Raw genomic sequence first — 25,091 nt, 5'->3', positions numbered from 1 at the left:
TTAGTAAAGTATAAGGGATTTGGGAATTTTCAATCCGTGAAGGCGGGAAAATTCCCGCCTGCTGAAATTTATCAAGTTGTTTCGTTGTTTTCGTCATCCTCTTGTTTAGAAGTTTCATCACTGACATCCATATCAGCAGGGGCTGCGATGGTTGCAATGGTAAAGTCTCGATCTTGGATAACGGGTGTAACCCCTTCTGGTAATTTTACTGCTGAAATATGGATAGAATCACCAATAGAGTAGTTTGCGAGATCAATCTCAATCGCTTCAGGGATAGCATTTGCTGGAGCGGTACATTCAATTTCATGGCGAACAATATTGAGGACGCCTCCCTTTTTAAGACCAGGTGCTGTCTCTTCATTAAGAAAGTGGACAGGAATATTCACTTCAACAACCGATTTCGCTGAAATACGCAAGAAGTCAACATGTAAGGGAAAGTCACGCACTGGGTCTAATTGGTAATCTTTTGGTAACACCATAATTCTTTGTTTGCCAATGACAATAGTTGCAGTGGTGGTACGAAAACCACCAGCGTGAATTTTATAAAAAATTTCTTTATAGGGAACTGTGATTGCCAAAGGTGGTTGTTTTTCACCATAAATGACAGCAGGAATAAGACCGTTACGGCGAAGTTCACGGGAGGACCCCTTACCAACCCGCTCGCGTATCTCGGCCTTAAGAGTATAGCTTTTGCTCATAATTTAAGTCCTTTTATATGATTGGAGATTCATCAAAAACCAACAACAGTTTTGTATGAATATGAAGATATACGTTGCTAAGCAGCGATTGCTCCATCCTGCGTTGCCTCCAAGGGTGTCTACGCAGAAGACTGTTCTATAATTCAAACTGTTTACAGATGCAAGAGTTGTGGGAAAAATCGATGATTTCTATCGTTGGGAAAGAGGAAATGTTACACACATGGTTTCGATGGAGAATAAATATGAGCCGATATATTCACAATCAAATACTGGAGATGTTATGAAAGTTGATATCGCCTTGGGTGAGATGACAGAATGTCGCGCTTTGCATAAAACAGCGCCTGCATGCGTTGATTTGGAAGAATTGTTGGCGACACGTCTTCTTGTGCAGGGCAATTCTGGTTCAGGAAAATCACATCTTCTCCGCCGTCTTTTGGAGCAAAGCGCTGCGTGGGTGCAACATTGTGTGATTGATCCAGAGGGTGATTTTGTCACTTTAGCGGATAAATTTGACCATGTTGTTGTTGAGGCTCAACGCAGTGAACGAGAATTGACACGCATTGCCCATCGAATTCGCCAACATCGGGTTTCTGTCGTTTTCAACCTTGAAGGTTTGGATACTGAACAACAAATGCGCGCTGTGGGTGCTTTTCTTGGTGCATTATTTGATGTGGAGCGTGATTATTGGTATCCTATGCTCGTTGTGGTCGATGAAGCACAATTGTTTGCTCCAGCTGTGGCAGGAGAAGTTTCTGATGAAGCACGTAAGATTTCTCTTGGTGCTATGACCAATCTTATGTGTCGAGGGCGAAAACGTGGTCTTGCTGGTGTCATTGCTACGCAGCGTTTGGCTAAGCTTGCTAAAAACGTGGCTGCTGAAGCATCCAATTTTTTAATAGGACGGACTTTTTTAGATATTGATATGGTGCGCGCGGCTGATCTTTTGGGGATGGAGCGTCGTCAAGCAGAAATGTTTAGAGATCTTGAACGGGGGCATTTTATCGCTTTAGGCCCTGCTTTATCACGACGCCCCTTACCGATTATCATTGGCTCTGTCGAAACATTGGCACGTTCTACTAGCCCTAAATTAATGCCCCTTCCAACGGAGCGGGCTGATGTCAAAGAACTGGTTTTTACGGCTTCTCCAGAGGAAATTTTACTTCCCTTTAAACAATCACGAGAGCCGGCACGAGAGCCGATCAGAGAAAAATCAGTTCATGAGGTATTAGAAGAAGTTGTGCATAAAAAACAAGAATTGTTGGAAGAAGAACCAAACTTATTTCCTGAACTTTCTACCGTTGATCGTGATATTCAAGCAGAACATGTTATTCGGGAAATTCTTGATGATCCTGAGGCTTTTTATCGTTCAACAGCCGTGCTTTATCAAGATTTCTTGGTTCGTTGTCGTATTCATGGTCATTCAGGACAGCTTTTAAATCTTGCACAATTTCGGCGTAAATTGGTTGTTGCTCAAGCTTGTGTTGATGAAGAAACAGCGGTAAGTGAAAGTTGGAAACGCATTTTACATCTCTCGGAAAGTTTGGAAGATGATGTTCAAGGTGTTTTTTTGAATGTAGCACAGGCCGCTTTGAGCGGAAAACCATGCCCATCCGATGCATTTTTGGCACGTCTTTATGGGACACATTCTTTAAGTCGCGCTCGTCGGCTTTTAACCTACTTCGAAGAGCGTGGACTGGTTGTTGTCCATACACATTTTAATGGTCAACGCATTGTTGCTTTCCCTGATCTTGGTGTAGAAACAGCACCAGGAGATCCAAAGGGATCAGCTTAACCAAATAAGCTTGAGACAGATTGTTCTGCTGCTGTTCTTGCAATTGCTTCTCCAATAAGGTCGGCAATGGGTAAAACGCGAATATTATGCGCCTTTTCAATTGCTTGCGTTGGCATAATTGAATCTGTAATAACCAATTCTTTCATTTCTGAGTTGGTAATGCGATCAACAGCATTTCCAGAAAGAACACCGTGCGTTATGTAAGCTGTAACACTATTGGCCCCGTGTTTAAGGAGAGCACTTGCTGCATTGCATAGTGTTCCACCTGAATCAACAATATCATCGAGCAAAAGACAATCTTTTCCGGAGACATCTCCAATGATATTCATAACTTCTGATTCACCAGGACGTTCACGACGTTTATCAACAATAGCAAGCAAACTGTTCAAACGCTTAGCGAGCGCGCGTGCGCGTACTACACCACCAACATCAGGTGAAACAACAATAACATTTTCAAGGGAGTAGTGCATTTTAACATCCCGAGAAATAACCGGAACAGCATAGAGATTATCGGTTGGAATATCAAAAAAACCTTGGATTTGTCCTGCATGAAGATCCAAAGTTAAAACACGATGCGCTCCTGCTTCAGCAATCAGGTTGGCAACAAGTTTTGCTGAAATAGGGGTGCGTGGTCCAGGTTTACGATCTTGACGGGCATAACCAAAATAGGGGATTACAGCTGTGATACGACGGGCCGAAGAACGGCGAAGTGCATCAATCATGATGAGCAATTCCATCAAGTGATCGTTAGCAGGATAAGATGTGGATTGCAAAACAAACACGTCTTGTCCGCGTACATTTTCATGTAATTCTACGAAAATTTCTTGATCGGCAAAGCGTTTCACAGTTGCCTTGCCTAAGGGAATATTTAAATAATTCGTAACATCCTCAGCAAGGCGTGGGTTAGAATTGCCGCAGAAAAGTTTCATAGTAGAACCTCTAAAGAATCACGGTAGAGACGGTGTTTGACTTCTTGTTACCAAATGACAAGGCAACAATTACAACAGCATTACAATTTTCTCTGTCATTGTGAAAGAGCTATACGTTTGGTTTTTTCTTTTTCCAGAATTTTTGTTACTTTTAAGCAGTATTCTTTTGGGGTATGAGGTGAAAAAGATCTCTTCATTAAGCTTTTTTACTTTCATGTTATAACAAAACAATATCACTCTATGTGATTTCTGATCTATGAATGTTTTTTCCATCATAAGAAAATCTTGAAAAGAACATGGCGTTAAAGCGCTTATATTCTCCAAGTTAAGAGATCATTTTGCGATAAAAGGTCATCCTATAAGAGAAGTTGTTAAAATTTATTGAGAGACAAAAATTATTGTACAATTTTACTGTTCTTCTTTAGAATCCAAGGATAATTATCTCTTTTTCAGCATAAGAGCAGAAATTTGCCGTTCATCATCAGGTTCATTGCGGTGTATCGCACGGCGATAGGAAAAAAAGCTTTGTTCATCTTGATAGGTACAAAGCTCTACACAAGAAGCGTGAACTCCTGCTTCTTTTAGTTGATTCATAATGAATGCCCATAGGTTAAAGCGAAAGTGATTTCCTTTATCTGTTTTCAAAAAATATTTTTGGAACTTATTATGGTAATCAACAAATTGGTGATAAAATTCGCTTGTGACTTCGTAGTTGCAAGGACCAATACAAGGTCCAAGGACTGCTGTTATGGATTGTCTTTTGGCTCCTTGTTCTTCCATCACACAAATGGTTTTTTCTACAATGCCATTGAAGCTTCCTCGCCAGCCAGCATGTGCAGCAGCGATGACATCTGCTCGTGGATCAGCAAAGAGAATTGGTCCACAATCTGCGGTAAGAATGCCGATTGCTAGTCCTTGTGTGGTGGTAACAAGGGCATCGGCTTTCGGAACGTCATCAATAAAAGCTTGATTAACCACGACAACACCGCAGGAATGTATTTGATTGAGAGTGACGAAGTTTTGCACCTTAACACCAAAATAATCGGCAATCAAAATGCGATTTTGGATACTATGTTCAGGTTGATTATGTGCGTTTTGTCCAACATTTTGGCTTTGATAAAAGCTTTTTGAAACACCAGCTTGACGTGTAAAAAAACCATGTTTTATCCCATGCCGGTGTAAAGCAGAAAGATCTTTTGCTAGGATAGGAACAGGGATAGAATTCATAAAAGTTGCTTATAGGGGGTGTCCTTTTTCAAGTAAGAATGGTGGATAAGATGTATTTTTCAATAAGCATGATTGTCGGTCATTAAAATTGAGGAGGTAAAGGTATGTTTTTATCACAAACATATAAGACTTTAAACAATTTACCCATTTGATCTGGACCGGCTAATCGTTCGATGTCTTGACAAATTTTGTCTTTTTGTGTCGTGCTTTTTCCTGCTCCAAGTTGTTGTGCACGCTCCAAAAGTCCCATTTTTACAAGAAACTCTCCTTGTTCTAGAATTTCAGCAAAACAACCTTGTTCAAGAGCTATTTTTTTTAAAAAAGAAAAATCAACATGGGATGTTAAATCATGATCACCGGGAGCTTCAAAGATATCGCGGAATCTATGCTTTGAGATTGCTTGTAGTGTATCGCCAAAGGCAAGGTCAGAGGCACCATAGTCAATAAGCAAAGCAGAACCTGTTACTTTCCTTAAGTGGTTGCTGATTTTTTGCATTAATTGATGTCGAGAGGGCGCGTGTTCAAAAATTGTTCCATCAGGCATTTTAGAACAATAGGACTGTAAGCAGGAAGAAGGGAGTTTATGTGGAGAAGTAACAAAGATGAAGTCTCCTTCTTGATTTATTGTAATGAGGCGTTCTTTCCATTGTCCATCGCTTTTAATATATTGGTTAATGGGGAGTGCATCGAAAAACTCATTGGCAATTAAGAACAAAGGTTGTGAGGGAATTTCAGAAAAGTTTTTAAGACTATGGATTTTTTTTTGATAAGAAGAAAGACGCTTTTTTTGTTCTTTGGCAAGTTTTTCACTGATCTCAATAAGAAAAATTTCAGCAGCATTAAAGGCTGTTGTGGATAATTTTTGAATGGTACGCAAAATATCATCCATGAGCGTTCCACGTCCTGGGCCCATTTCAGCAAGAATGAAAGGCTGCGGACAGCCACGGGCGTTCCAGTTTGCAAGGGTCCAAATACCTATCATCTCTCCAAATAATTGGCTTATTTCAGGGGCGGTGATGAAATCACCTGTGCGGCCAAAAGGTGTTTGGGTTTGATAATAGCCAAATTCACAATCAGTAAGAGCTAATGCCATATATTGACTGACAGTGATTGGCCCATTGAGCATAATGATTTCTTTAATTTTTTCTTTGAGGCTAACCATTTTCTATTGGCTTGTGTTTAAAGGCTTGGAAAATAAGATAAAGTCCTAAAAAAAACATGGGAAGAGATAAAGCCATGCCGTAGGTCAATCCAGTAGAATGGAAAAGAGTAGAAAACCATTCTGGATCTTCTTGAGGAGCACGGTAAATTTCTGAAAAACTGCGTGCTATTGCATAGCCTATAATAAACACTCCTGCCACCATGCCGGGGCGTTTTAATGCTTTGAAAGCAAAAATCATAAGGTATAAGATGATGAAAAGAAGAAATCCTTCCATGAAAGCTTCGTAGAGCTGACTTGGATGACGGGGGAGATAATAAGGATCTAGGGGAAAACAAACAGCCCAAGGCTGTGTGGTAATATTGCCCCATAACTCTTGGTTAATGAAATTGCATATTCTCACAATGCCAATACCAATAGGGGCACCTGCAGCAACGATATCAAACATGACTCGTATATTGATATTGTTTTTTCGGGCAAACCAGACCATTGCAATAATGATGCCAATTAGTCCACCATGAAAGGACATCCCACCATCCCAGACCGCAATGATGGCGCTTGGATGGCTAAAATAATAAAGAGGATCCCAGACAAGCACCTGTCCTAAGCGTCCACCAACAACGATGCTGATGGCAGACCAGACAACAAAATCCCCTATTTTTTCTTTATCCATAGGAGGATGATTGGCATACCATAGTGGTTGTCTTTTTAATAATTTTTGCGCATACCACCAAGCAAAAAGAATACCCACTACGTAACCTAGTCCATACCAATGGAGAGATACGGGGCCTAACTGTATAATGACGGGATCGAGAAAAGATGGAAAAGCAATGGTTGGACAAGAAAGAGTGTTCATGAGTTAAGCATTTTACATTATAGAAAGGGACATGATGGTCAGGAATGACAGATGAATGTTTAATGGTCAAGCTAGGAGCGGAGTAGATTTCCACTGAATTTTAGTGTGAAAACTTTATAATGGAAAAAGAGTATAAAAAGACTTAAAGAAAATCTTTATGGGAAAATAAACTCTATAGGATAGAGAAACAAATACAGTATCTAAATGTTATAAAAATACGCTATAATGTGGGTGTCAGTTAGTTTACTTAAAGGAAAATCTTATGTGTAATGGATCTAATCGTATTCTTGATGAATTAGCAAAATTAGCAACGGATGCAGCGAGTGTTGCACAAGGTATACGACAGGAAGCTGGAACAGCATTTCGTTCGCAGGCTGAAAAGATCGCCAATAAACTTGATCTTGTTTCACGGGAAGAATTTGAAACCTTTAAGGAGATGGTATTGAAAGTGCATGCCGACAATGCTGATTTAAAAAAACGTCTTGATGCGCTAGAAAAAATAAAAACACGAAAAAAATAAGAACCTTAGAAAAAATATCCCCAATTTTTCAATGTTATGCGTGAAACTAAAAAATGCTTAATCCTGAGTCTGTTAGAGGAGAGGGGTTCTTCATTTTTTGATTTGTTTTTTTAAAAAGAACATTTTTTTGAATCAGGGGACTAGCACTATAAAATTGTATCAATACACTGGAAGTGCTTGATGATTCGTTTTTTATTATCAGGCTGCCGCGGGGAGTATTATTGGGTGCCGGGGCGTGTGTATTGTCGATTGTTTTTAAGGTGTATTTGTTTCGTGTGAAAGCTTTAATTGTAGCAAAATATTGTTACAGTTTGGGTGGTTTATGTGCTGTTGACCAATGTTTTAATGTGATTGAGGGTTATGATGAGGCTTGCATTTTGCGCCACAGAAAGGGAAGAGCATCCTGTTGATTTTATTGAACAGATTGCCTGTAAATATGATTGGTCGTTTGAGCGAGATGCTCAAGATGAAATTAGCGTTTGCGTGGAAGGAAAACGAGCAAATTATCGCCTTGCTTTTTCTTGGATGGAAGAGCAGGAGGCGCTTCATTTAGCTTGTGCATTTGATCTTTCTATGGAAAATGCGCGAACAGCAGAAATGCATCGCTTATTGCTGGCAATTAATGAAAAATTGTTGCTGGGACATTTTGATTATTGGCAAGGGAATAATTCCGTTATTTATCGGCAGGGGCTTCTTTTGGCTGGAGGGCTGCATCCATCTCATATACAGGTTGAAACATTATTGATCTATGCGCTTAAAGTCTGTGAAAGCCATTATGTTGCATTTCAGATGGTTGCTTGGAGAGGGGAAAGTGCTTGCAAGGCACTCCAATATACTTTGTTTGAAACTGTAGGAAATGCTTAAATCAATAAGTTTTCGGGGGGGACTCATAAAGGAATATCAAGCGTAGCGCGTAATCCCCCAAGCGGGCTGTCATTTAATTTAATGTTGCCTCCATGGCTGCGCGCTATATCTTGAGCAATAGAAAGGCCAAGACCCGTTCCACTTGCATCTTGATTGCGTGCTTTATCAAGCCTAAAAAATGGTTTAAAAACTTCTGTACGCATGTTTTTATGGATTCCAGGTCCGTCATCGTCGATAGTTAAGATAAAGGTTTCTTGTTTAGATGTGGCTTTCAAATGGACAGTGTTGGCATAACAAAAGGCATTTGACATAAGATTGCTTACAAGACGCGTGAAGGCACGGGGGCGTACTTGTATGTATGTCGGGCCTTCAATGGTATAGGAAAATTGACGTTTATGAAGATGCGCATCGGCAGAGAATTTTTGCATGAGAGCATTTAAATCAAAGCTTTTAACACTTTCATTTCTTTCGCTGCGGGCGAAAGCAAGGTAATCTTCTAACATATTTTGCATGTCACTTACATCTTGCTCAAGGGGTTTCATATCCATGTCAGTATTTGCTAACGCTAACTGTAGTTTAAAGCGTGTAAGAATGGTTCTTAAATCATGACTGACCCCTGAGAGCATCATGGTACGTTGTTCAATTTGCCGTTCAATACGTTCACGCATGCGTAAAAAAGCGATGCCAGCACGACGAACTTCGTCAGCGCCTTGTGGTTGAAATCCTTTTGGTAAAGGACGACCACGTCCAAAACTCTCTGCTGCTTCAGCCAATTGTTGAATCGGTCTAATTTGGTTGCGCAGGAAGTATATTGCTATCAGCAATAAAACGAGCGCTGTTCCTACCATCCAGCTTAAAAAAATAGCCGTATTGGAAGCATAAGCTTGGCTGCGTAATGCAAAGACGCGCAAGATATTATGACCAAGATGAATACGGATTTCAACAAGATCAGAATCACCTACTGTATCAATCCAGAAGGGGCGGTTAATTTGGCGTTTAATTTCTTCACTTAAAAAATAATCAAGAATGGCAAAAAATGGTTTGGGTCCTGAAGGGGGAAGGGGAGATGGGGGTAAAATAGAAATATTTAATCCCATACGTTGTTGTGCAATACGCTTGATATTTTCATAGTTATCTTGTTGCGGATAAGTTTCAATAATATCAATAATGGCAGAAATATCATGAACAACAGCAGTTGAAAGACGTTCGGTTACCATTTGCCAATGGCGTTCCATAAAGACATAGCCAATCACTGTTTGTAGGAGAACCATAGGAGCAATAATAATGATCAAAGAGCGGGTATAAAGCCGTTTAGGCATCTTCTTTGTTAGCCATTGGGCAAATTTTCTTGAAGGTTTGATCATTATGTCTCTATTCAATGGAGAGTTTATAACCTATTCCTCGCACAGTTTGAAGCCATATGGGGGTTGTTGGTTCTGGTTCAATTTTACGGCGGAGACGGTTAATCTGTACATCAATGGCACGTTCACTTATAGTGCTGTCCTCCGTTGCTAATTTATGGCGTGGAATTGTATCACCAGCATTTTCGGCAAAAATGACCATCATTTCTTGCTCCTTGTCTGTTAATTTAATAATTTCTCCTCCTTTTTTGAGTTCGCGCCGTGAAATTGAAAAAATATAAGGCCCAAAAACAACCTGTTCAATTTTAGATTGAGAAAGAGGAGAGCCACGCCGTAAAATGGCATGAATGCGAAGTAAAAGTTCACGAGGATCAAATGGCTTAGCGAGATAGTCATCTGCTCCCGCTTCTAAGCCATCGATGCGGTTATCAGTTTCTGATAAAGCTGTGAGCATGAGGATGGGAACATCTTTTGTTTGACGCAGTGCGTAGGTAAGATCGATACCGTTTTCTCCGGGCATCATGACATCAACGATAAGAAGATCAAAATCTAAGCTTGTAAGTTGCCGTCTTGCTTGCTTAGCATTGGACGAGACTGAAACACGAAATCCATTTTTAATGAGAAATTGAAATAAAAGATTACGAATACGGGTATCGTCATCAATCACAAGAAGGTGAGGTGCATCATCACATAAAACTTCAACATGATCAATCATTCTTTAGAAACCTTGACAAAAATTTAGTTTACACAAAACTCAAGTTTACATAAGTTGCATAAAACTGTCGAGCAGACTATTTTTTGTAACGGGAGAGGCAATGCTTCTTATAGACTTGTTATAGACTTGGAAAAATTTTACTTTTGGACAGGATATCATGGGGAAGCTTAGTACATGTATTATTCCGGTTACACCTTTTCAACAAAATTGCACTTTGCTTTTTGATGATGAACAAAAAGTCGGTGTTCTCGTTGATCCTGGTGGCGATTGGTTTCGAATTCAAGAAGTGATCAAAAAGAGTGGCGTTATTGTTGAGGCTATTTGGATAACGCATGGTCATTTTGATCATGTCGGAGCTGCTATGCAAGCAAAACAGGCGCTTGATGTTAAAATTATTGGTTCTCATCGTGATGATAAGCCTGTGATGGAGAGTGTGAGAGAAAGCGCAAAAAATTATGGCATTGATGACGCATGCATTTGTCTTCCTGATCAATGGTTAGAAGAGAGCGAATGCGTTCATTTTGCTGGTCATATGTTCAAGGTTTTTCATACACCGGGACATTCTCCTGGTCATGTCATTTATTTCAATGAAAAAGAACGTCTCGCTCTACTCGGTGATGTTCTCTTTCGTGGTTCGATTGGACGTACTGATTTACCATTCTGCTCTCATGAAAAATTAATGAAATCTCTTCGGGAAAAAGTTTTGCCTTTAGGTGATGATGTTTGTTTCATTTGCGGCCATGGCCCAGGAAGTCGCATAGGCTATGAACGTCAAAACAATCCTTTTCTTCAAGAAATTTAAGGGATAGATACATCAAAAACCCGCTCTAGAGCGGGTTTTTTCAGTGTTCATTTCATTTTATTGGGTTCGTTCAATTCACTGGAGCATAGCAGACATGATCTAGACCATCATGTCCTCTAAAAGTTCCTGTTTGAGGATTGAAGGAACGGTATTTTTTTCTGCAATATTCAAGCCATTTAGCTGTTGAAGTTTGCTCTAATGGTAGATATTCCACACTTTCCTGTACTTGATAAACCACCTGATTTTGCGGAACTCTTTGATAAACCACCTGATTTTGTGGTGGCATTTGATAGATAATTTGAGGCTGCGCTGGTTGTTTCAAAACATTACCCAAAATTGCACCCGCGGCAAGGCCAAGAACACCTGCGGCTAAAGCGTTTCCTGAGTTATCGCGATTCACATAAACATTACGATATTTTGTCTTTTCGCGCTCAACATAATGATATGTTTCGCGTTCAACGTGACGATGGCTTTTTTCTCTCCTTTTATGATCTATATGATAATGGTGATGATGATGATATTTCTTAGAATCATAAGAGGGGTGATATTTGTTAAGAACCGAACGAGAGCTATAATCCTCGGAACGAATTCTAAAGCTGTGAGAAGGGAAATGCGTTTCAGCCTTCATCCTTTTCATTGAGTGATCCATTTCCTTTCGCATGTCCTCTATTCTTCTTGTAACAGATTCACGATGAAAAGATGCCATATCCGCAAGTGTTGTACTCAATGGTATCAAAACAGTTGCCGTTGACATTGCTGATAATACCGCTAATCTGGTTATTTTTCGCATAGCGACACTCCTTATATAAATTCGCATTTTTTCATATCTTACACGTACCAAACTGAATAGAACCTGAACAATTTTTGATTTTATTGTGAAAAAACGAATAAAAAGCTCTTTAGTTGAATATATATTACAAAATCATAGAATAATATCATGACAAAAATTTGATTTTAAACAACATACTCTGCTTCGCTTAATTTATAAATGCGGATTAAGAGCACTTTATTTTTACTATGGCTGTAAATTCTATATTGAATAATACTTTATTGGTATCTCCTGATCTCATAGCGCCTACGGTAGTAGAATCATAAGCAAAGGATCTCGTTTTTCTCGTTATAGGCTTGTGAAATGGGGATAGAATATTGCTTTGTTTCTTTTCTATAGAGAGCTGTGTTCTGTTTGTTTGCTTTTATAGGATTGATAATCTTTCGCTATTAGATTGCATGCGGGTAATGTCTATGATGTATGGCGATGTTTTGATCTATGAGAAAAATTCTCTCATTATTTTTTTGTGTGTGTTGAGGTTTTGAAAGTATTTTGGCGTATTGTTATGATTTTAGGGGGGATAATGTGTTTGAGAAAGAAAAACTGTGTGAAAAGTCAATCAGTTGAGATCTTTTTTGTAAGATGCTCTCTTATATTTTTTGAGACAAATCGGAGCATTCTTGATGTTTGAGGTTCTCTCTTTTAAAGATAATACTGTTTTCTTTTAATCTTTGATTGTTTTTTAGAAGCGTAAAAGTTTGTTTTTAGTGGTTTGAGATTTCTTGCTTCTTCATTGGACGTTTTTTCATTTTATTATCGCTCAATTAGGGGGAACGAGATTTTCGTTTTCTTTTTCGATTTTCCAAGATACCAGTATCTATCGTTGGTCCCATATGATTAAGATCTGGTTTGGAGAAAAGGCTTGCTTGTACCATGGGCTCATGGGTGGATTGTTCACCATGATGTGTTAAGGGATCATCGGCAATCGCTAGTTCGATTTTTTGTAAGTGTTTGATTTCATCGCGAAGTCGCGCTGCTTCTTCAAAGTTAAGATCAGCGGCTGCTTCACGCATTGTTTTTTCGAGGTGTTGAATATGAAGTGCTAAATTGTTGCCAACGGTCTTGTTTTTCTTGATGAAATCAGGAATATCTGTGCGAATAGGGTCTTTTTCATAGCCTGAATTGAGAATATCTGCGATATTTTTTTGATACTGGTCGGTGTGATATAGTGTTCTTCATTGTGCGCTATTTGTTTTTGTCGACGTCTTTGTGTCTCCTGCAAGGCGCGTTCTATAGAGCCAGTGATAGTATCTGCATAGAGAATAACACGGCCATCGACGTTGCGTGCTGCGCGCCCGATGGTTTGTACGAGAGAAGTTTCTGAACGCAAAAATCCCTCCTTGTCGGCATCTAAAATAGCGACAAAACCACATTCTGGAATATCTAAGCCTTCTCGCAGGAGGTTGATACCGATTAAGACATCAAAAGTGCCAAGCCGAAGATCACGTAGAATTTCAATGCGTTCTAATGTATCAATGTCGGAATGCATATAGCGTACGCGGATACCTTGTTCATGGAGATATTCCGTTAAATCCTCGGCCATACGTTTGGTGAGGACAGTTACCAGTGTACGGTAGCCTTTTTGGATTGTTTTATGAATTTCATTGATAACATCATCCACTTGATTGCTGGCTTTGCGGACTTCTGTTGATGGATCAACAAGTCCTGTGGGGCGAATAATTTGTTCCGCAAAAATGCCGTGAGATTGTTCTATTTCCCAGCGTCCTGGTGTCGCAGAGACGGCAATCGTTTGCGGACGCATGGCATCCCATTCTTCAAAGCGTAGTGGACGATTGTCCATACAAGAGGGGAGGCGAAAGCCATATTCTGCTAAGGTCGCTTTTCTCCGAAAGTCACCTCTGTACATGCCACCAATTTGAGGGATTGTGACATGGCTTTCATCAATAAAAACAAGAGCATTGTTTGGAATATATTCGAACAAGGTTGGTGGTGGTTCACCAGGTTTTCGTCCTGTTAAATAGCGTGAATAATTTTCAATTCCTGCGCATGAGCCGGTGGTTTCTAACATTTCCAAATCAAAAATTGTACGTTGTTCTAAGCGTTGTGCTTCTAAAAGACGTTCCGCTGCATTTAATTCATCGAGGCGTTGAATGAGTTCTGTTTTAATTGACTTCATTGCTTGATTGAGTGTTGGGCGTGGTGTCACGTAGTGTGAGTTGGCATAAATTTTAATAGATTGAAGAGCGCCTGTTTTTTGACCTGTGAGAGGGTCAAATTCAGTAATTGTTTCTACTTCATCGCCAAAGAGTGAAATACGCCAAGCACGATCTTCGAGGTGAGCAGGGAAAATTTCAATTGTATCTCCTCGAACACGAAAGGAACCACGAATGAAGTTGATATCTTGTCGACGGTAATGTTGGGCAACTAAATCGGCTAGTAATTGCCGTTGATCGAGCCTATCACCTTTTTCTATTGTAAAGGTCATCGCAGTATAGGTTTCTACCGAACCAATCCCGTAGATACAGGATACAGACGCAACAATAATGACGTCATCACGTTCAAGGACAGCACGTGTTGCGGCATGGCGCATGCGATCAATTTGTTCATTAATAGAGGATTCTTTTTCAATATAAGTGTCAGAGCGTGCCACATAGGCTTCTGGCTGATAATAGTCATAATAGGAAACGAAATATTCTACAGCATTGTGGGGAAAAAAGCTTTTAAATTCTCCGTAAAGTTGGGCTGCGAGAGTTTTATTGGGCGCTAATATCAGGGCTGGACGTTGTGTTTTTTCAATAATTTTGGCCATTGTATAGGTTTTCCCCGATCCGGTAACGCCCAAAAGTACCTGTGTACGTTCACCCTTTTCGATTCCTTCAACCAGAGTTTTAATTGCTTTAGGTTGATCTCCTGCTGGTTCAAAGGACGTTTCAAGTTGAAAGGAAATGCCACCTTCAGATTTTTCAGGACGAACAGGGCGGTGAGGTGTCCATAATACACCATTCTTAAAAAGAGGATTTCCTGAAGCAATGAGTTTGGAAAGAGCCTCAACTGTTGCTGTAACACCATTTTTCATCATTGCGTCCTTTGAGAGAGAAAAGTATATGCTTTTCAAGAAAATATTGTATTTACCAATTTGATCGAGATAACGACAAAGCGTTGTGTCGTGGTTTTATTCTCGCTTGCTAGATATTTCATAGAACATTTGTTTCGTTCTCTAAAGCGTTTCTTTTGGTGTTTTTAGCATGATGATAGTTGAGATTCTTTGTGTTGCTTTTGTCATTTACACGATGATGATGTTTACTACCGCTGCTCTGGATAGTGAGATCGTTCATCTTGCAATTTGTAACAGGAAGTATTGCATATGTGTTGTAAAGATCATTTCCATCTTTAAATGAAAGGTAGCGCGATGATACCCAACCTGTTTGAGAGTTATATTTTATAGAGCACCAGTTTCCTCTACAGGTTTGGACAAAAACCAATGTTCCTGCAGGAATTAAACCACGAAGTGTATGTTGCGTACTTGGTCCTGTTCTAAAATTAAGATTGCTTGTGACAAAAGCACCGACGGCTCCAGAGACAGTTGTGTCTAGAAAGAGAGAGCCAAACACAAAAAAAATTACCAAATTTTTCATTTTTCCACAGAAGATTCCTCTCGAGATTTCTCTTCCTTTTTTCTTCATATAAGATCTCTTTTATTAGACTATGATAAAATAAAAAAAATTACAATTGTTTCTTCTTTAAGCTTCTATGACAGGATGTTCATTGAATATTTTAAGAGCTCTCATCATTTCAGTTTGTTCAATAGAATTGTTGAATGCTTTGTTTTCCTTTTTATTTTTATATGGAAAAGAGGGATGCTGTACTATATAATATGTAGAATTGTGGTTTTCGGATTCCAAAAGTGATTTTGGAAGCCGTTTTTTATGTTTTTATTGATCCTTCCATGTAACAGAAAGGGACGCGTTATGAAAAAAGTTCCGATGACTACAGCTGGTTTTGAAAATCTTAAAGAAGAGTTGCGTTGGCGTCAACAAGAGGAACGTCCACGAATTATTGAAGCAATTTCTGAGGCTCGTGCGCATGGTGATTTGTCAGAAAATGCTGAATATCATGCCGCTAAAGAGGCGCAAAGTCATAATGAAGGGCGTATTAATGAACTTGAAGATTATATTGCTCGGGCAGAAGTTATTAATGTTTCGCGTCTTTCAGGGGACCAAATTAAGTTTGGGGCTACGATTAAGCTTTTGGATGAGGATACTGAAGAGAAAAAAATTTACCAGATCGTTGGTGATCAAGAGGCTGATGTAAAAACTGGTAAAATCTCCATTTCCTCACCCATTGCACGTGCTCTCATTGGTAAACGAGAGGGCGATGTGATTGAAGTGAATGCACCGGGGGGAGCGCATAATTATGAAATTATTAAGGTTCAGTATATCTAAACGAATATGCGTGTGTCTTTAAAAGAGACTGAGATTATTGCTCCTCACTTTAAAAAGCGTTTATCGGGGGTGACATCTACAGTCATTCAGCTTATTCCATTACAGCGCAAGCAAGGTGTGTGTATATCCACTTTTGGTTTTGGGTTACCAAAAGATTTGCCGACTCTTGCTTGCAAGGATCTTTTTGGACTTTGGAAAAGTCCAAAGGGCAAGCCCTTCCGTATTTGGCATGCACGACGCAATATTGAAATGCTTTGTGGAGTCGTGTTGCGCGATGTGTTGCGGATGAAGTTAAAACTCATCTTTACATCAGCATCTAGGCGCCATCATAAACCTTTTACTAAGTGGTTATTGCGTCGTATGGATAAGGTTATTGCTACCAGTACATGTACGGGATCCTATTTAGAAGTGCCTTATCAGGTGATTATGCATGGAGTGGATGTGAGGCGCTTTTCTCCGCCAAAGGCGATTGATGATCACTTTGCTTCATCAGGATTTCCTGGAAAGTATGCAGTAGGATGTTTTGGGCGTGTGCGCTACTTAAAGGGTATTGATTTGTTTGTGGATGCAATGATAACACTGTTACCCCATTATCCTGAGTGGACAGCGTTTATTGCTGGTCGTACTACAGAACAACATTATAATTTTGAAAAAAAATTACGACAAAGAATTACAGAAGCTGGTTTGAATGATCGTATTATTTTTCTTGGTGAGATATTAAATACACCTGTGTGGTATCGCCGTTTGTCGCTTTATGTGGCACCTTCTCGTATGGAAGGTTTCGGTTTAACACCATTGGAGGCAATGGCTTCACAAACAGCTGTAGTGACGAGTGATGTTGGAATTTTTAAAGAATTGGTGATAGAGGGGACCGGAACGGTTGTCCCAGTAGGCGATGGAGACGCTTTAACAATAGCAATAGAATGTTATTTTGCTGATTTGGAAAAAACATTAGCGGCAGGGAAAAAAGCTTTAGACCATGTTCGTACTTATTTTCCTCTAGAAAAAGAGGCTGCAGCCATTGGAAGCCTTTATGAAGAAATCTTTACAGAAAAAACTCTTTAAGTATATTTGAATTTTTCTTAAGAAGTAGAAAAAATACTTTCTTTAATACTTTTCAAAAATAAATATTTTCAGTTAAAAATTCAATAATATAAGTGTTATATTACAAAATTTAAGCGTGTTTTTGATATGTTATAACGATAAGCTGTGAACATCTGTAATCATGGTTTTTCATTTTAAGGAAAGACCTTAAAATAAGGTGACTTATTAGGTATTCATTCGTTTTTTACACGGACAGTAAAGCTTTCTTTTTTCATTTTTTTGTACCCAATATAGATTGTTATCCGCTTGTTTGAGATCTTTTTCGAACTAAAAAAAGAGGCTTTTTATTTGTTTAAAATATATTTTCTAAATTTTGTTGATTTTTCTTGTTTTGATAATCTTGCGGATTAAGGTCTGTCTCTAATATATTGATGATCTATTTGAATTTATGGTGATTTTTACTAGAGATTCTAAAAAATACTATCATTTCAAAAAAATTTGAAATTTTTTGCGGTTGTTGCATAGAGTATACAACTATCATCTCAATAGAAAATGATAAAAACTTTATATCGTTAGGTGATGTAAAAGTAAAAATAAAAGAGATTTATTGCTTATTTTTCTCATAGCTTTTCAAGAATAGAGTGTTCTATTCTTTTATGGTGGTTGGATTCTTGAAGCTGTTTATATGATTCTCATTGTGGAAGTTGTTGTGCATTTTCAATAATCAAAATTTATGAGAGATGTCTTATCATAGAAAAAATATTTTTATGAGCGAACATTGCATTTTCAATCAGAGACCATTTAAGAGATTGTATTCAATCTATTTCTTCTTTGAGAAAGAATCTCCATAAAGAAGAATGTTATAACATTTTATCTGATATGAAGGTTTTTGCCTGCACTTTATCATTTTAATCCATTACAGCCCTTTTCAAGGGTTTGTGTGCTAAAAAGGATGGTGCGAAATTCCCGTTTCATATCAATTTTCTATGATTGTATGATTTAAGTGTTTGAAACTTTTTACAAGTTTTTCAATAAACTGAATAAGAATTGGAATTATAATGTGCATTCTTTATCTTATGAATGTCTTATTCATTACGAAATTAAATGCCGTGCATTAAAATTGTTCACGCCAAAATGCGGGGATAAAAAGCACGAATATGGTTATAATTTCAAGACGTCCGGCTAGCATGAGAAAACTCAAAATCCATAGGGCATTATCATTAATTGTAGAGAAATTACCAGAAGGACCAATAATGTCTCCAAAACCTGGACCAACGTTTGAAAGAGCTGTTAAGACACCGGTAAATGCGGATGTAAAATCAAGGCCTGTTGTGAGGAGAAATGCTGTGCCGATAACAAGACAGAACATATAAAGAGAAACAAAAAATAAAACTGCTTTGGCAACGTCGCTTGATATATTTGCGTTGTCATAATGCGCTTTTACAACAATATTGGGCGAGAGAAGTTTTTCTATATTTGCTTGTGTAATGCGCCAAAGGATCATTAAACGATTGATTTTCATTCCGCCAGAGGTAGAGCCTGCACATCCACCTGTAAAAGAGATAATGAAAAAAATCCCAAGGGCAAAAGATCCCCAAAGCTGGTAATCTTTGGCGCTATATCCAGTGGTGCTGATAATAGATGTGAGATGAAAAATAACATCAAGGAAAATCCAGTAGAAGGGGCGATGGTCATGAAAATGTAACCATGTTGCTAAAGCAAAGCTAAAGAGAAAAACAATATTGAGAAAAACAATCACTTGTGGATCAATAAAACGTTTGGAGTGGCCAGGGAGCACGAGTTTAACATAAAGTACGAAAGGCAAGGCAGAGAGTAACATAAAGATTGTTGAAATAATTAAAACAGCTGGTTTATCAGAAAAATACCCAAAAGAAGCGTCGTGGGTTGAGAAGCCCGCTGTTGCTACCGTACTCATTGCATGGTTTATGGCATCAAATAAATTCATACCTGCGGCAAAATAGGAGAGCATACACGCCAATGTTAACCCAATATAAGCTATGATAATTCCGTTGGCAATTTGGTTGATACGAGGCAATATTTTTTCAGATTTATCTGATGATTCCATGTGAAAAAGTCGTACTCCTCCCACACGTAATGAGGGTAAAAGCAATAAAGCTAACCCGATAAAACCAATACCGCCAATCCAACATATGATAGAGCGCCATAGCAAAATGCTTCGCGATAAATTATCAAGACCTGTGAGCACTGTAGAACCTGTGGTTGTAATGCCAGAAACAGATTCAAAGATTGCTCCCGCAAGAGAAATAGGAAGAGAGGAGAGATAAAGAGGTAAAGCACCAACCACGCTTCCTGTTATCCAAAGACAAACAGTGAGCATAAACCCTAGCCTTGCTGAAAAACGACACGTAGCTCCTCTGGTGGCTAATAGAATCAATGTTGTTAACATGGTGATTATAATACAAGAGTAGAGAAAGGTTACCCAATTATGGTTTTTATCGTGCAAGCCCACAAAAATTGGCAGAAGCATCGCTGCTCCCATGATCAAGGCAAAACGCGCACAGATATTGATAATAAATTGAAAAATGGCCGTTCTCTATTTTTGTATCTATTGTTGTTATGATTTTATGCTTATAAGAATTTACGTTTTTCTCTTTATAGGGTAAAGATTAATTTTTACATTAAGCATGCCTCGATGAATTGACAATTGAACTTTTTTACCAAACCTGAAAAAGAGATGTATACACTATAATTTAGGCTGTTGAAAAATATTTTTTAAAAGGCAGCATTTCGTTATAATTTATAGAATAATTAAAATAAAAAGAAGTGAAGGGGATGTTATGGCACAACCGCATATTCGTCTGCTCATACTTGGCTCAGGTCCAGCTGGTTATACAGCAGCAATCTATGCAGCAAGAGCAATGCTTAAGCCGGTTGTCGTTACTGGCTTACAACAGGGCGGACAGTTGACGATTACAACGGATGTTGAAAATTATCCAGGTTTTGCTGATCCAATTCAAGGACCATGGTTAATGGAACAAATGGCAAAACAAGCCGAAAATATGGGGACAAAAATTATCTATGATAGCATTACAAAGGCTGATTTATTGAAGTATCCTTTTATTTTATATGGGGATTCAGGAACACAATATTGTTGTGATGCGCTCATTGTTGCAACGGGAGCGAAGGCACGATGGCTTGGTTTGGAAAGTGAAAAGACGTTTATGGGGGGGGGGGTGTCTGCTTGTGCTACATGTGATGGTTTTTTTTATCGTGATAAGGATGTCATTGTTGTGGGAGGCGGGAATACAGCTATTGAAGAAGCTCTTTATTTATCGCATTTGGCGAAGAGTGTAAGCGTGGTTCATCGGCGGAATTCCTTCCGAGCAGAAAAAATTTTGCAAGATAGACTGCTTGCTTGCAAGAATGTTCGTATTCTTTGGAATCATGTTGTAGAGGAAATTGTTGGTTTACCAGCGCAAGATTCAAGGGGAGCCGTTGTCACAGGTGCACGCCTTAAAAATGTGAAAACTGGTCAAGAAATGACAGTAAATGCGGAAGGAATATTTATTGCTATTGGGCATGATCCGGCTGTTTCTTTATTTGAAGGACAACTGAAACAAAAACAAGGTGGATACTTATGGACAGTCCCAGATTCAACAGCAACAAGCATTGCTGGGGTTTTTGCTGCAGGTGATGTAACAGACGAAATCTTCCGCCAAGCTATAACAGCGGCGGGAAGAGGCTGTATGGCAGCATTAGAGGCAGAACGTTTTTTAGATCTGCAAGCATAAAAATTGATTTAAAATAAGAGGTTAAATTGTGACATCACCGTTGGATTGGGATAAATTAAGGGTTTTTCATGCTGCGGCGGAAGCAGGTTCTTTTACACATGCGGCGCAAAAACTTCATTTATCCCAATCAGCAATTTCACGGCAGGTTTCATCTCTAGAGCAAGACGTTGGTGTCTCCTTGTTTCAACGTCATGCACGTGGGTTAATTTTAACGGAGCAGGGTGAAATTCTTTATCGTACAACCCATGATGTTTTAATGAAGCTTGAGAGTGCACGTTCACAATTAAGCGAAAGTTGTGAGAAGCCAGCAGGGCATTTACGTATCACATCGACCTTTGGAATGGGGGCGGGATGGCTTGTCGAGCGTATGCCAGAGTTTCTTAGTCTGTATCCCGATATACGTGTGCAACTCTTGTTTGATGATAAAGAACTTGATTTGACAATGCGTGAAGCAGATTGTGCTGTTCGTTTACATCAGCCTCAACAACCCGATCTTATCCAAAGAAAACTCTTTACAATTCATATGCATGTTTATGCTTCGAAAAATTATATTGAAAATTACGGTAAACCAGAAACATTGTCTGATCTAGATGCGCACCGTATTATTTCATTTGGCGAGCCTGTGCCCTTCTATTTATCTGCTTTGAATTGGTTGGAAAAGGCTGGTAGAAATGATGGTTCTTTGCGTTTTTCAGTGTTGCGAATCAATAATATTATTTCGATCAAGAATGCAATTATGTGTGATCTTGGTATCGCTGTGCTTCCTGATTATATTGTGAATAATGATGAACGACTCGTGCGTCTTTTTCCTGATATGGTTGATATTCCCTCCTTTGATACTTTTTTTTGTTATCCTTATGCTTTAAAAAATTTAGCAAAGTTGAAAGCTTTTCGAGATTATATTTTTTTAAAAGCGCGTCAGTGGTCCTTTTAATGGTATCGTGTTTTAAGCTATGTGTTTATTGCATAGCAGATGCGCTGAAGTCTTTATTGTATTTTTTCTGATAAAATGACATAGAGTATTATCTCTTGATTATGTTGCCTCCCATTGCATTTTCTTGAGTGTTCCCTTATGAAAGTCCACTGGATTGATTTTATCTCTGGGGATTTTCCAAATTTGCCGGGCTTTTGTCCGGCTTTTTTTTAGCTTTTGAAATAAGCATTTAAAAATGCAAGTATCTTAGAAGATGGGAACAAAAATTTTTCACAAATTTTTATGAATGTTTACTAATTTGGGGCACATCAGGGTGTATGATGCGCTTTAGATTATATGATCCTTGTAAAATAAAAAATTTGATCGAGAGGCATCGTTTTATGAGCGTCCAATTTTCAACATCATAAATTGAATTCAGGTGTGTGAATCTTATGGGGATATAAAAGCTTTTTCGTAATCGAGATAACTACGATATTCAAAAAACATTGTTTCTTCATTGTAGAGTTAAAAGAGCGAATAGTATAAGTTTCCAATATGGGGAGAAAGATATATCAAAATATCATTTTTAAAATGGCATAGAATTCATCTTTTTGAGTAAAGCATTTCAGCTTTTTATTTTGCTTTTATCTTCATACAGTCTCACAGTTGTATATTTTTCACAGAATCTCTTTGTTTGTGTTATCATTTAACAGTCAAAAAGCTTTCAAGGAAATTGACAGGCGGTAAAAATATGGACAGTAGGTGATACTCTCATTTCTTAAAGCAAACTATTACAAAAGCGCTGGATACGTAAGCAAGCCTCTTCAAGCAACTTTTCTGATGTTGCATAAGAGATGCGGAACGCTGGTCCTAGTCCAAAAGCAGATCCATGAACAACAGCGATTGATTCTGTTTCGAGAAGTGCTATGACAAAGTCTTCATCATGGGAAATTCTTTTCCCTTCCGGTGTTTTTTTGCCAATGAGTTCTGCACAGGAAGGATAAACATAAAAGGCACCTTCCGGTGTTGGACAGTGAATGCCAGGCGCTTGGTTTAACATGGAAACAACAAGATCGCGCCGTACTTGGAAAATGGTTTTATTTTGAGCGATAAAATCTTGTGGACCAGTAAGGGCTTCGACAGCAGCCCATTGTGAGATAGAGCTTGTGCCAGATGTTTGCTGACCTTGAATGGTGTCCATGGCTTTAATTAATTCTTTTGGGCCTCCCGCATAACCGATTCGCCAACCCGTCATAGCATAGGCTTTAGAAACACCGTTCATGGTAAGTGTTCTGTCATAAAGCTTTGGTTCTACTTCTGCTGGAGTCACAAAGGTAAAGCCTTCATATGTTAGATGTTCATAGATATCATCGGTGAGGATATAGACATGAGGATATTCTAGCAAAACATCTGTTAGTTTTTTTAATTCGTCGTGTGTATAGGCGGCACCTGATGGATTTGAAGGAGAATTAAAAATAAACCATTTTGTTTTAGGAGTGATGGCAGCTTCTAGATCTTGCGGTTGAAGTTTATAAGAAAACTCGGCTTTGGTTTCTACAAAGACAGGTGTACCACCATTGAGTGTGGCCATTTCTGGGTAACTCACCCAATAAGGAGATGGAATGATAACCTCGTCTCCTTTATTTAAGGTTGCCATTAATGCGTTGAAGAGGATTTGTTTACCACCGGTACCAACGATAATTTGCTCTGGTTGATAGTTAAGATTATTTTCTTTTTTAAATTTGGTCGCAATTGCTTGGCGTAATTCTGGAATTCCAGATATGGGAGTATATTTTGTTTCTCCTCGTCGAATAGCTTCAATGGCAGCATTTTTGATATTGTCTGGTGTATCAAAATCAGGTTCTCCAGCGCTTAAAGCAATAACATCATGACCTAATGCTTTCAAATGGCGTGCTTTCTGAGAAACAGCAATTGTTGCAGAAGGTTTGATATGGGAAAGTCTATCGGCGATAAAAGCCATAATTTTTGTCCTTAGATGATATAAGCAAAAGATTACTGATTTGAGAGCATTCTATAAGAGGTTATATTATATGCAATAAAAAATTGCAGGAAAATTTTAGATGTTACGTGCCTGAATAAGACTTGCAACAAAGGTAGCCATCACACTCTCTTGAGATAACAAAAACGTTACCACAAAGTTGAATGAGGGATATCCTTTGATATCTTCTCTCTCTCCACATTTTCTATAGAGAAATTTTATCTCAAGAGCAAAAGCTTAGCAAGGGATTTACGGTTTATTGAGAAAAGTTTTTGGGATAGGTGTGAGATTTTGGAAACATTCTTCGCCGTTTTATTCAAGCTATTCATTTGTTTTGGAAGAACGCAATGGTAAGTTTTTTACTTTCAAAGTCAGTGGTAGCGTAGCAATAAATGCTATGTATTTTATGTGAGGCAGAGGAGATGGTTCAAGGTTAGAAAAATTGACGAAGAGCTTGTGGATATAAATCTATGATAGTTAATATTCCCTTTGTCTGTATTTATTTCTAACATTGCTTTTCTTAAAGAAAAAGATATGGCAGAACTATAATAAAGGCATTTACAAAAAATGACATTTTATAGGACGTTTGTTCAAAAAGGTGGGGTGTATTTTTTAGTGATTCGATAGAGAGGATTTTTTGATAAGATTTCTGAATTCGTTTTGTAAAAAACAAAAAAATTTCCGTCTTTGCGGACGGAAATTTTAAAAGCATCTTGCAAAATTAAGAGATTAAAGTGCTGCGAGATTTCCAGCAGCAAATTTTCCAGAACGACGATCTTGAAGAACGTCATAAGAAATCTTTTGCCCTTCATTAAGATTACTTAAACCAGAACGCTCAACAGCAGAAATGTGTACAAAGACATCTGCACTTCCATCACTAGGTTGAATAAATCCGAAACCTTTTGTTGTATTAAACCACTTAACTGTTCCTGTAGACATAGGAAACTCCTTATGAATATATAATTATATTGTGCATTGAAGTCGAAAAGCCTTCAATACGGTTTTAGATCGAAATTGGGTGGGAGAAGTTTCGTCGAAAGTGCAGATTGCACAGGAAAGAAAGTCACATAACCGAAAGTTCGATGCAATTCATATAAGAGTTTTTAAGATAAAAAGCAAGTCTTAATTAATCTTTTTATATAAAAAGATTAAGAGAGAATATTTTGCACCATAGAGGCGACAGCCCTTGGTATTTAGACGATTCATT

At 38.5% G+C, this 25,091-nt stretch carries 19 protein-coding genes and 2 pseudogenes; 8 read left to right on the top strand and 13 right to left on the bottom strand.

Going from position 1 to position 25,091, the window contains the following annotated elements:
* Positions 1-71: 71 nt before the first annotated feature.
* Complete coding sequence (locus tag NMK50_RS06910; RefSeq protein WP_254769866.1) at positions 72-698, bottom strand: 50S ribosomal protein L25/general stress protein Ctc; 627 nt, start codon at positions 696-698, stop codon at positions 72-74.
* A gap of 280 nt (positions 699-978) precedes the next feature.
* Between NMK50_RS06910 and NMK50_RS06905 the strand changes: the two genes are divergently transcribed.
* The gene (locus NMK50_RS06905; protein WP_254769865.1) at positions 979-2,490 is read left to right on the top strand and encodes a helicase HerA domain-containing protein; all 1,512 of its coding nucleotides are present in this window, start codon (positions 979-981) and stop codon (positions 2,488-2,490) included.
* Here NMK50_RS06905 and NMK50_RS06900 read toward each other — a convergent pair.
* The 4 genes from NMK50_RS06900 to lgt form a co-directional block, all read right to left on the bottom strand.
* Positions 2,487-3,419 (bottom strand): ribose-phosphate pyrophosphokinase, encoded by a 933-nt coding sequence (locus tag NMK50_RS06900; RefSeq protein ID WP_254769864.1) that lies wholly within the window; start codon positions 3,417-3,419, stop codon positions 2,487-2,489. The genes NMK50_RS06905 and NMK50_RS06900 overlap by 4 nt on opposite strands.
* A gap of 438 nt (positions 3,420-3,857) precedes the next feature.
* A complete protein-coding gene (gene pgeF / locus NMK50_RS06895) occupies positions 3,858-4,646 on the bottom strand; it encodes a peptidoglycan editing factor PgeF (RefSeq protein WP_254769863.1) in 789 nt (262 codons plus the stop codon).
* An 82-nt stretch (positions 4,647-4,728) separates the two neighbouring features.
* A complete protein-coding gene (locus tag NMK50_RS06890) occupies positions 4,729-5,808 on the bottom strand; it encodes a class I SAM-dependent methyltransferase (protein ID WP_254769862.1) in 1,080 nt (359 codons plus the stop codon).
* Positions 5,801-6,661, bottom strand: coding sequence for a prolipoprotein diacylglyceryl transferase (gene lgt / locus NMK50_RS06885; RefSeq protein ID WP_254769861.1), 861 nt, complete (start codon positions 6,659-6,661; stop codon positions 5,801-5,803). The genes NMK50_RS06890 and lgt overlap by 8 nt, the downstream gene beginning before the upstream one ends.
* A gap of 262 nt (positions 6,662-6,923) precedes the next feature.
* Here lgt and NMK50_RS06880 point away from each other — a divergent pair, with 262 nt between their 5' ends.
* On the top strand, positions 6,924-7,181 hold the full coding sequence (locus NMK50_RS06880) for an accessory factor UbiK family protein (RefSeq protein WP_254769860.1): 258 nt from the start codon (positions 6,924-6,926) through the stop codon (positions 7,179-7,181).
* Between the two features lie 363 nt (positions 7,182-7,544).
* On the top strand, positions 7,545-8,045 hold the full coding sequence (locus NMK50_RS06875; RefSeq protein WP_254771210.1) for a type III secretion system chaperone family protein: 501 nt from the start codon (positions 7,545-7,547) through the stop codon (positions 8,043-8,045).
* 23 nt (positions 8,046-8,068) lie between these two features.
* On the opposite strand, the gene NMK50_RS06870 is transcribed toward NMK50_RS06875, so the two are convergent.
* Together NMK50_RS06870 and NMK50_RS06865 are read right to left on the bottom strand one after the other, a co-directional pair.
* Positions 8,069-9,409, bottom strand: a complete 1,341-nt coding sequence (locus NMK50_RS06870; RefSeq protein WP_254769859.1) for an ATP-binding protein — start codon at positions 9,407-9,409, stop codon at positions 8,069-8,071.
* A gap of 7 nt (positions 9,410-9,416) precedes the next feature.
* Positions 9,417-10,121 carry a response regulator gene (locus tag NMK50_RS06865; protein WP_254769858.1) on the bottom strand — a complete coding sequence of 235 codons (705 nt, stop codon included), beginning with the start codon at positions 10,119-10,121 and terminating at the stop codon, positions 9,417-9,419.
* Between the two features lie 157 nt (positions 10,122-10,278).
* Between NMK50_RS06865 and NMK50_RS06860 the strand changes: the two genes are divergently transcribed.
* Complete coding sequence (locus NMK50_RS06860; protein ID WP_254769857.1) at positions 10,279-10,923, top strand: MBL fold metallo-hydrolase; 645 nt, start codon at positions 10,279-10,281, stop codon at positions 10,921-10,923.
* A gap of 70 nt (positions 10,924-10,993) precedes the next feature.
* Here NMK50_RS06860 and NMK50_RS06855 read toward each other — a convergent pair whose 3' ends face one another.
* The 3 genes and pseudogenes from NMK50_RS06855 to NMK50_RS06845 form a co-directional block, all read right to left on the bottom strand.
* Positions 10,994-11,713, bottom strand: coding sequence for a BA14K family protein (locus NMK50_RS06855; RefSeq protein ID WP_254769856.1), 720 nt, complete (start codon positions 11,711-11,713; stop codon positions 10,994-10,996).
* 803 nt (positions 11,714-12,516) lie between these two features.
* Positions 12,517-14,789: pseudogene (uvrB, locus tag NMK50_RS06850) on the bottom strand (excinuclease ABC subunit UvrB).
* Between the two features lie 265 nt (positions 14,790-15,054).
* Positions 15,055-15,348 (bottom strand): annotated as a pseudogene (locus NMK50_RS06845) (SH3 domain-containing protein); the annotation flags it as partial.
* 333 nt (positions 15,349-15,681) lie between these two features.
* Between NMK50_RS06845 and greA the strand changes: the two are divergent.
* Together greA and NMK50_RS06835 are read left to right on the top strand one after the other, a co-directional pair.
* A complete protein-coding gene (greA, locus tag NMK50_RS06840; protein WP_254769855.1) occupies positions 15,682-16,155 on the top strand; it encodes a transcription elongation factor GreA in 474 nt (157 codons plus the stop codon).
* 6 nt (positions 16,156-16,161) lie between these two features.
* Positions 16,162-17,220, top strand: coding sequence for a glycosyltransferase family 4 protein (locus tag NMK50_RS06835; protein WP_254769854.1), 1,059 nt, complete (start codon positions 16,162-16,164; stop codon positions 17,218-17,220).
* Positions 17,221-18,313: 1,093 nt separating this feature from the next.
* Here the strand turns inward: NMK50_RS06835 and NMK50_RS06830 are convergent.
* On the bottom strand, positions 18,314-19,708 hold the full coding sequence (locus NMK50_RS06830) for a TrkH family potassium uptake protein (RefSeq protein WP_254769853.1): 1,395 nt from the start codon (positions 19,706-19,708) through the stop codon (positions 18,314-18,316).
* A gap of 310 nt (positions 19,709-20,018) precedes the next feature.
* Between NMK50_RS06830 and trxB the strand changes: the two genes are divergently transcribed.
* Both trxB and NMK50_RS06820 read left to right on the top strand, forming a co-directional pair.
* Complete coding sequence (trxB, locus tag NMK50_RS06825; protein WP_254769852.1) at positions 20,019-20,972, top strand: thioredoxin-disulfide reductase; 954 nt, start codon at positions 20,019-20,021, stop codon at positions 20,970-20,972.
* 28 nt (positions 20,973-21,000) lie between these two features.
* Positions 21,001-21,906 carry a LysR family transcriptional regulator gene (locus tag NMK50_RS06820; RefSeq protein ID WP_254769851.1) on the top strand — a complete coding sequence of 302 codons (906 nt, stop codon included), beginning with the start codon at positions 21,001-21,003 and terminating at the stop codon, positions 21,904-21,906.
* Between the two features lie 757 nt (positions 21,907-22,663).
* Here the strand turns inward: NMK50_RS06820 and NMK50_RS06815 are convergent.
* Together NMK50_RS06815 and NMK50_RS06810 are read right to left on the bottom strand one after the other, a co-directional pair.
* Entirely contained in the window at positions 22,664-23,866 is a 1,203-nt protein-coding gene (locus NMK50_RS06815; protein WP_254769850.1) for a pyridoxal phosphate-dependent aminotransferase, read from the bottom strand.
* Between the two features lie 747 nt (positions 23,867-24,613).
* A complete protein-coding gene (locus NMK50_RS06810) occupies positions 24,614-24,823 on the bottom strand; it encodes a cold-shock protein (protein WP_100128310.1) in 210 nt (69 codons plus the stop codon).
* Positions 24,824-25,091: the final 268 nt, after the last annotated feature.

The organism is Bartonella harrusi (assembly GCF_024297065.1).
In the GTDB taxonomy this organism is placed as follows: domain Bacteria; phylum Pseudomonadota; class Alphaproteobacteria; order Rhizobiales; family Rhizobiaceae; genus Bartonella; species Bartonella harrusi.
This window is presented reverse-complemented; position numbering and strand designations above follow the sequence as displayed.

Bases quoted from the DNA above. Each gene is read 5' to 3' on its own strand.
- NMK50_RS06910 (WP_254769866.1), bottom strand. From the start codon at position 698: ATGAGCAAAAGCTATACTCTTAAGGCCGAGATACGCGAGCGGGTTGGT.
- NMK50_RS06905 (WP_254769865.1), top strand. From the start codon at position 979: ATGAAAGTTGATATCGCCTTGGGTGAGATGACAGAATGTCGCGCTTTG.
- NMK50_RS06900 (WP_254769864.1), bottom strand. From the start codon at position 3,419: ATGAAACTTTTCTGCGGCAATTCTAACCCACGCCTTGCTGAGGATGTT.
- pgeF (WP_254769863.1), bottom strand. From the start codon at position 4,646: ATGAATTCTATCCCTGTTCCTATCCTAGCAAAAGATCTTTCTGCTTTA.
- NMK50_RS06890 (WP_254769862.1), bottom strand. From the start codon at position 5,808: ATGGTTAGCCTCAAAGAAAAAATTAAAGAAATCATTATGCTCAATGGG.
- lgt (WP_254769861.1), bottom strand. From the start codon at position 6,661: ATGAACACTCTTTCTTGTCCAACCATTGCTTTTCCATCTTTTCTCGAT.
- NMK50_RS06880 (WP_254769860.1), top strand. From the start codon at position 6,924: ATGTGTAATGGATCTAATCGTATTCTTGATGAATTAGCAAAATTAGCA.
- NMK50_RS06875 (WP_254771210.1), top strand. From the start codon at position 7,545: ATGAGGCTTGCATTTTGCGCCACAGAAAGGGAAGAGCATCCTGTTGAT.
- NMK50_RS06870 (WP_254769859.1), bottom strand. From the start codon at position 9,409: ATGATCAAACCTTCAAGAAAATTTGCCCAATGGCTAACAAAGAAGATG.
- NMK50_RS06865 (WP_254769858.1), bottom strand. From the start codon at position 10,121: ATGATTGATCATGTTGAAGTTTTATGTGATGATGCACCTCACCTTCTT.
- NMK50_RS06860 (WP_254769857.1), top strand. From the start codon at position 10,279: ATGGGGAAGCTTAGTACATGTATTATTCCGGTTACACCTTTTCAACAA.
- NMK50_RS06855 (WP_254769856.1), bottom strand. From the start codon at position 11,713: ATGCGAAAAATAACCAGATTAGCGGTATTATCAGCAATGTCAACGGCA.
- greA (WP_254769855.1), top strand. From the start codon at position 15,682: ATGAAAAAAGTTCCGATGACTACAGCTGGTTTTGAAAATCTTAAAGAA.
- NMK50_RS06835 (WP_254769854.1), top strand. From the start codon at position 16,162: ATGCGTGTGTCTTTAAAAGAGACTGAGATTATTGCTCCTCACTTTAAA.
- NMK50_RS06830 (WP_254769853.1), bottom strand. From the start codon at position 19,708: ATGCTTCTGCCAATTTTTGTGGGCTTGCACGATAAAAACCATAATTGG.
- trxB (WP_254769852.1), top strand. From the start codon at position 20,019: ATGGCACAACCGCATATTCGTCTGCTCATACTTGGCTCAGGTCCAGCT.
- NMK50_RS06815 (WP_254769850.1), bottom strand. From the start codon at position 23,866: ATGGCTTTTATCGCCGATAGACTTTCCCATATCAAACCTTCTGCAACA.
- NMK50_RS06810 (WP_100128310.1), bottom strand. From the start codon at position 24,823: ATGTCTACAGGAACAGTTAAGTGGTTTAATACAACAAAAGGTTTCGGA.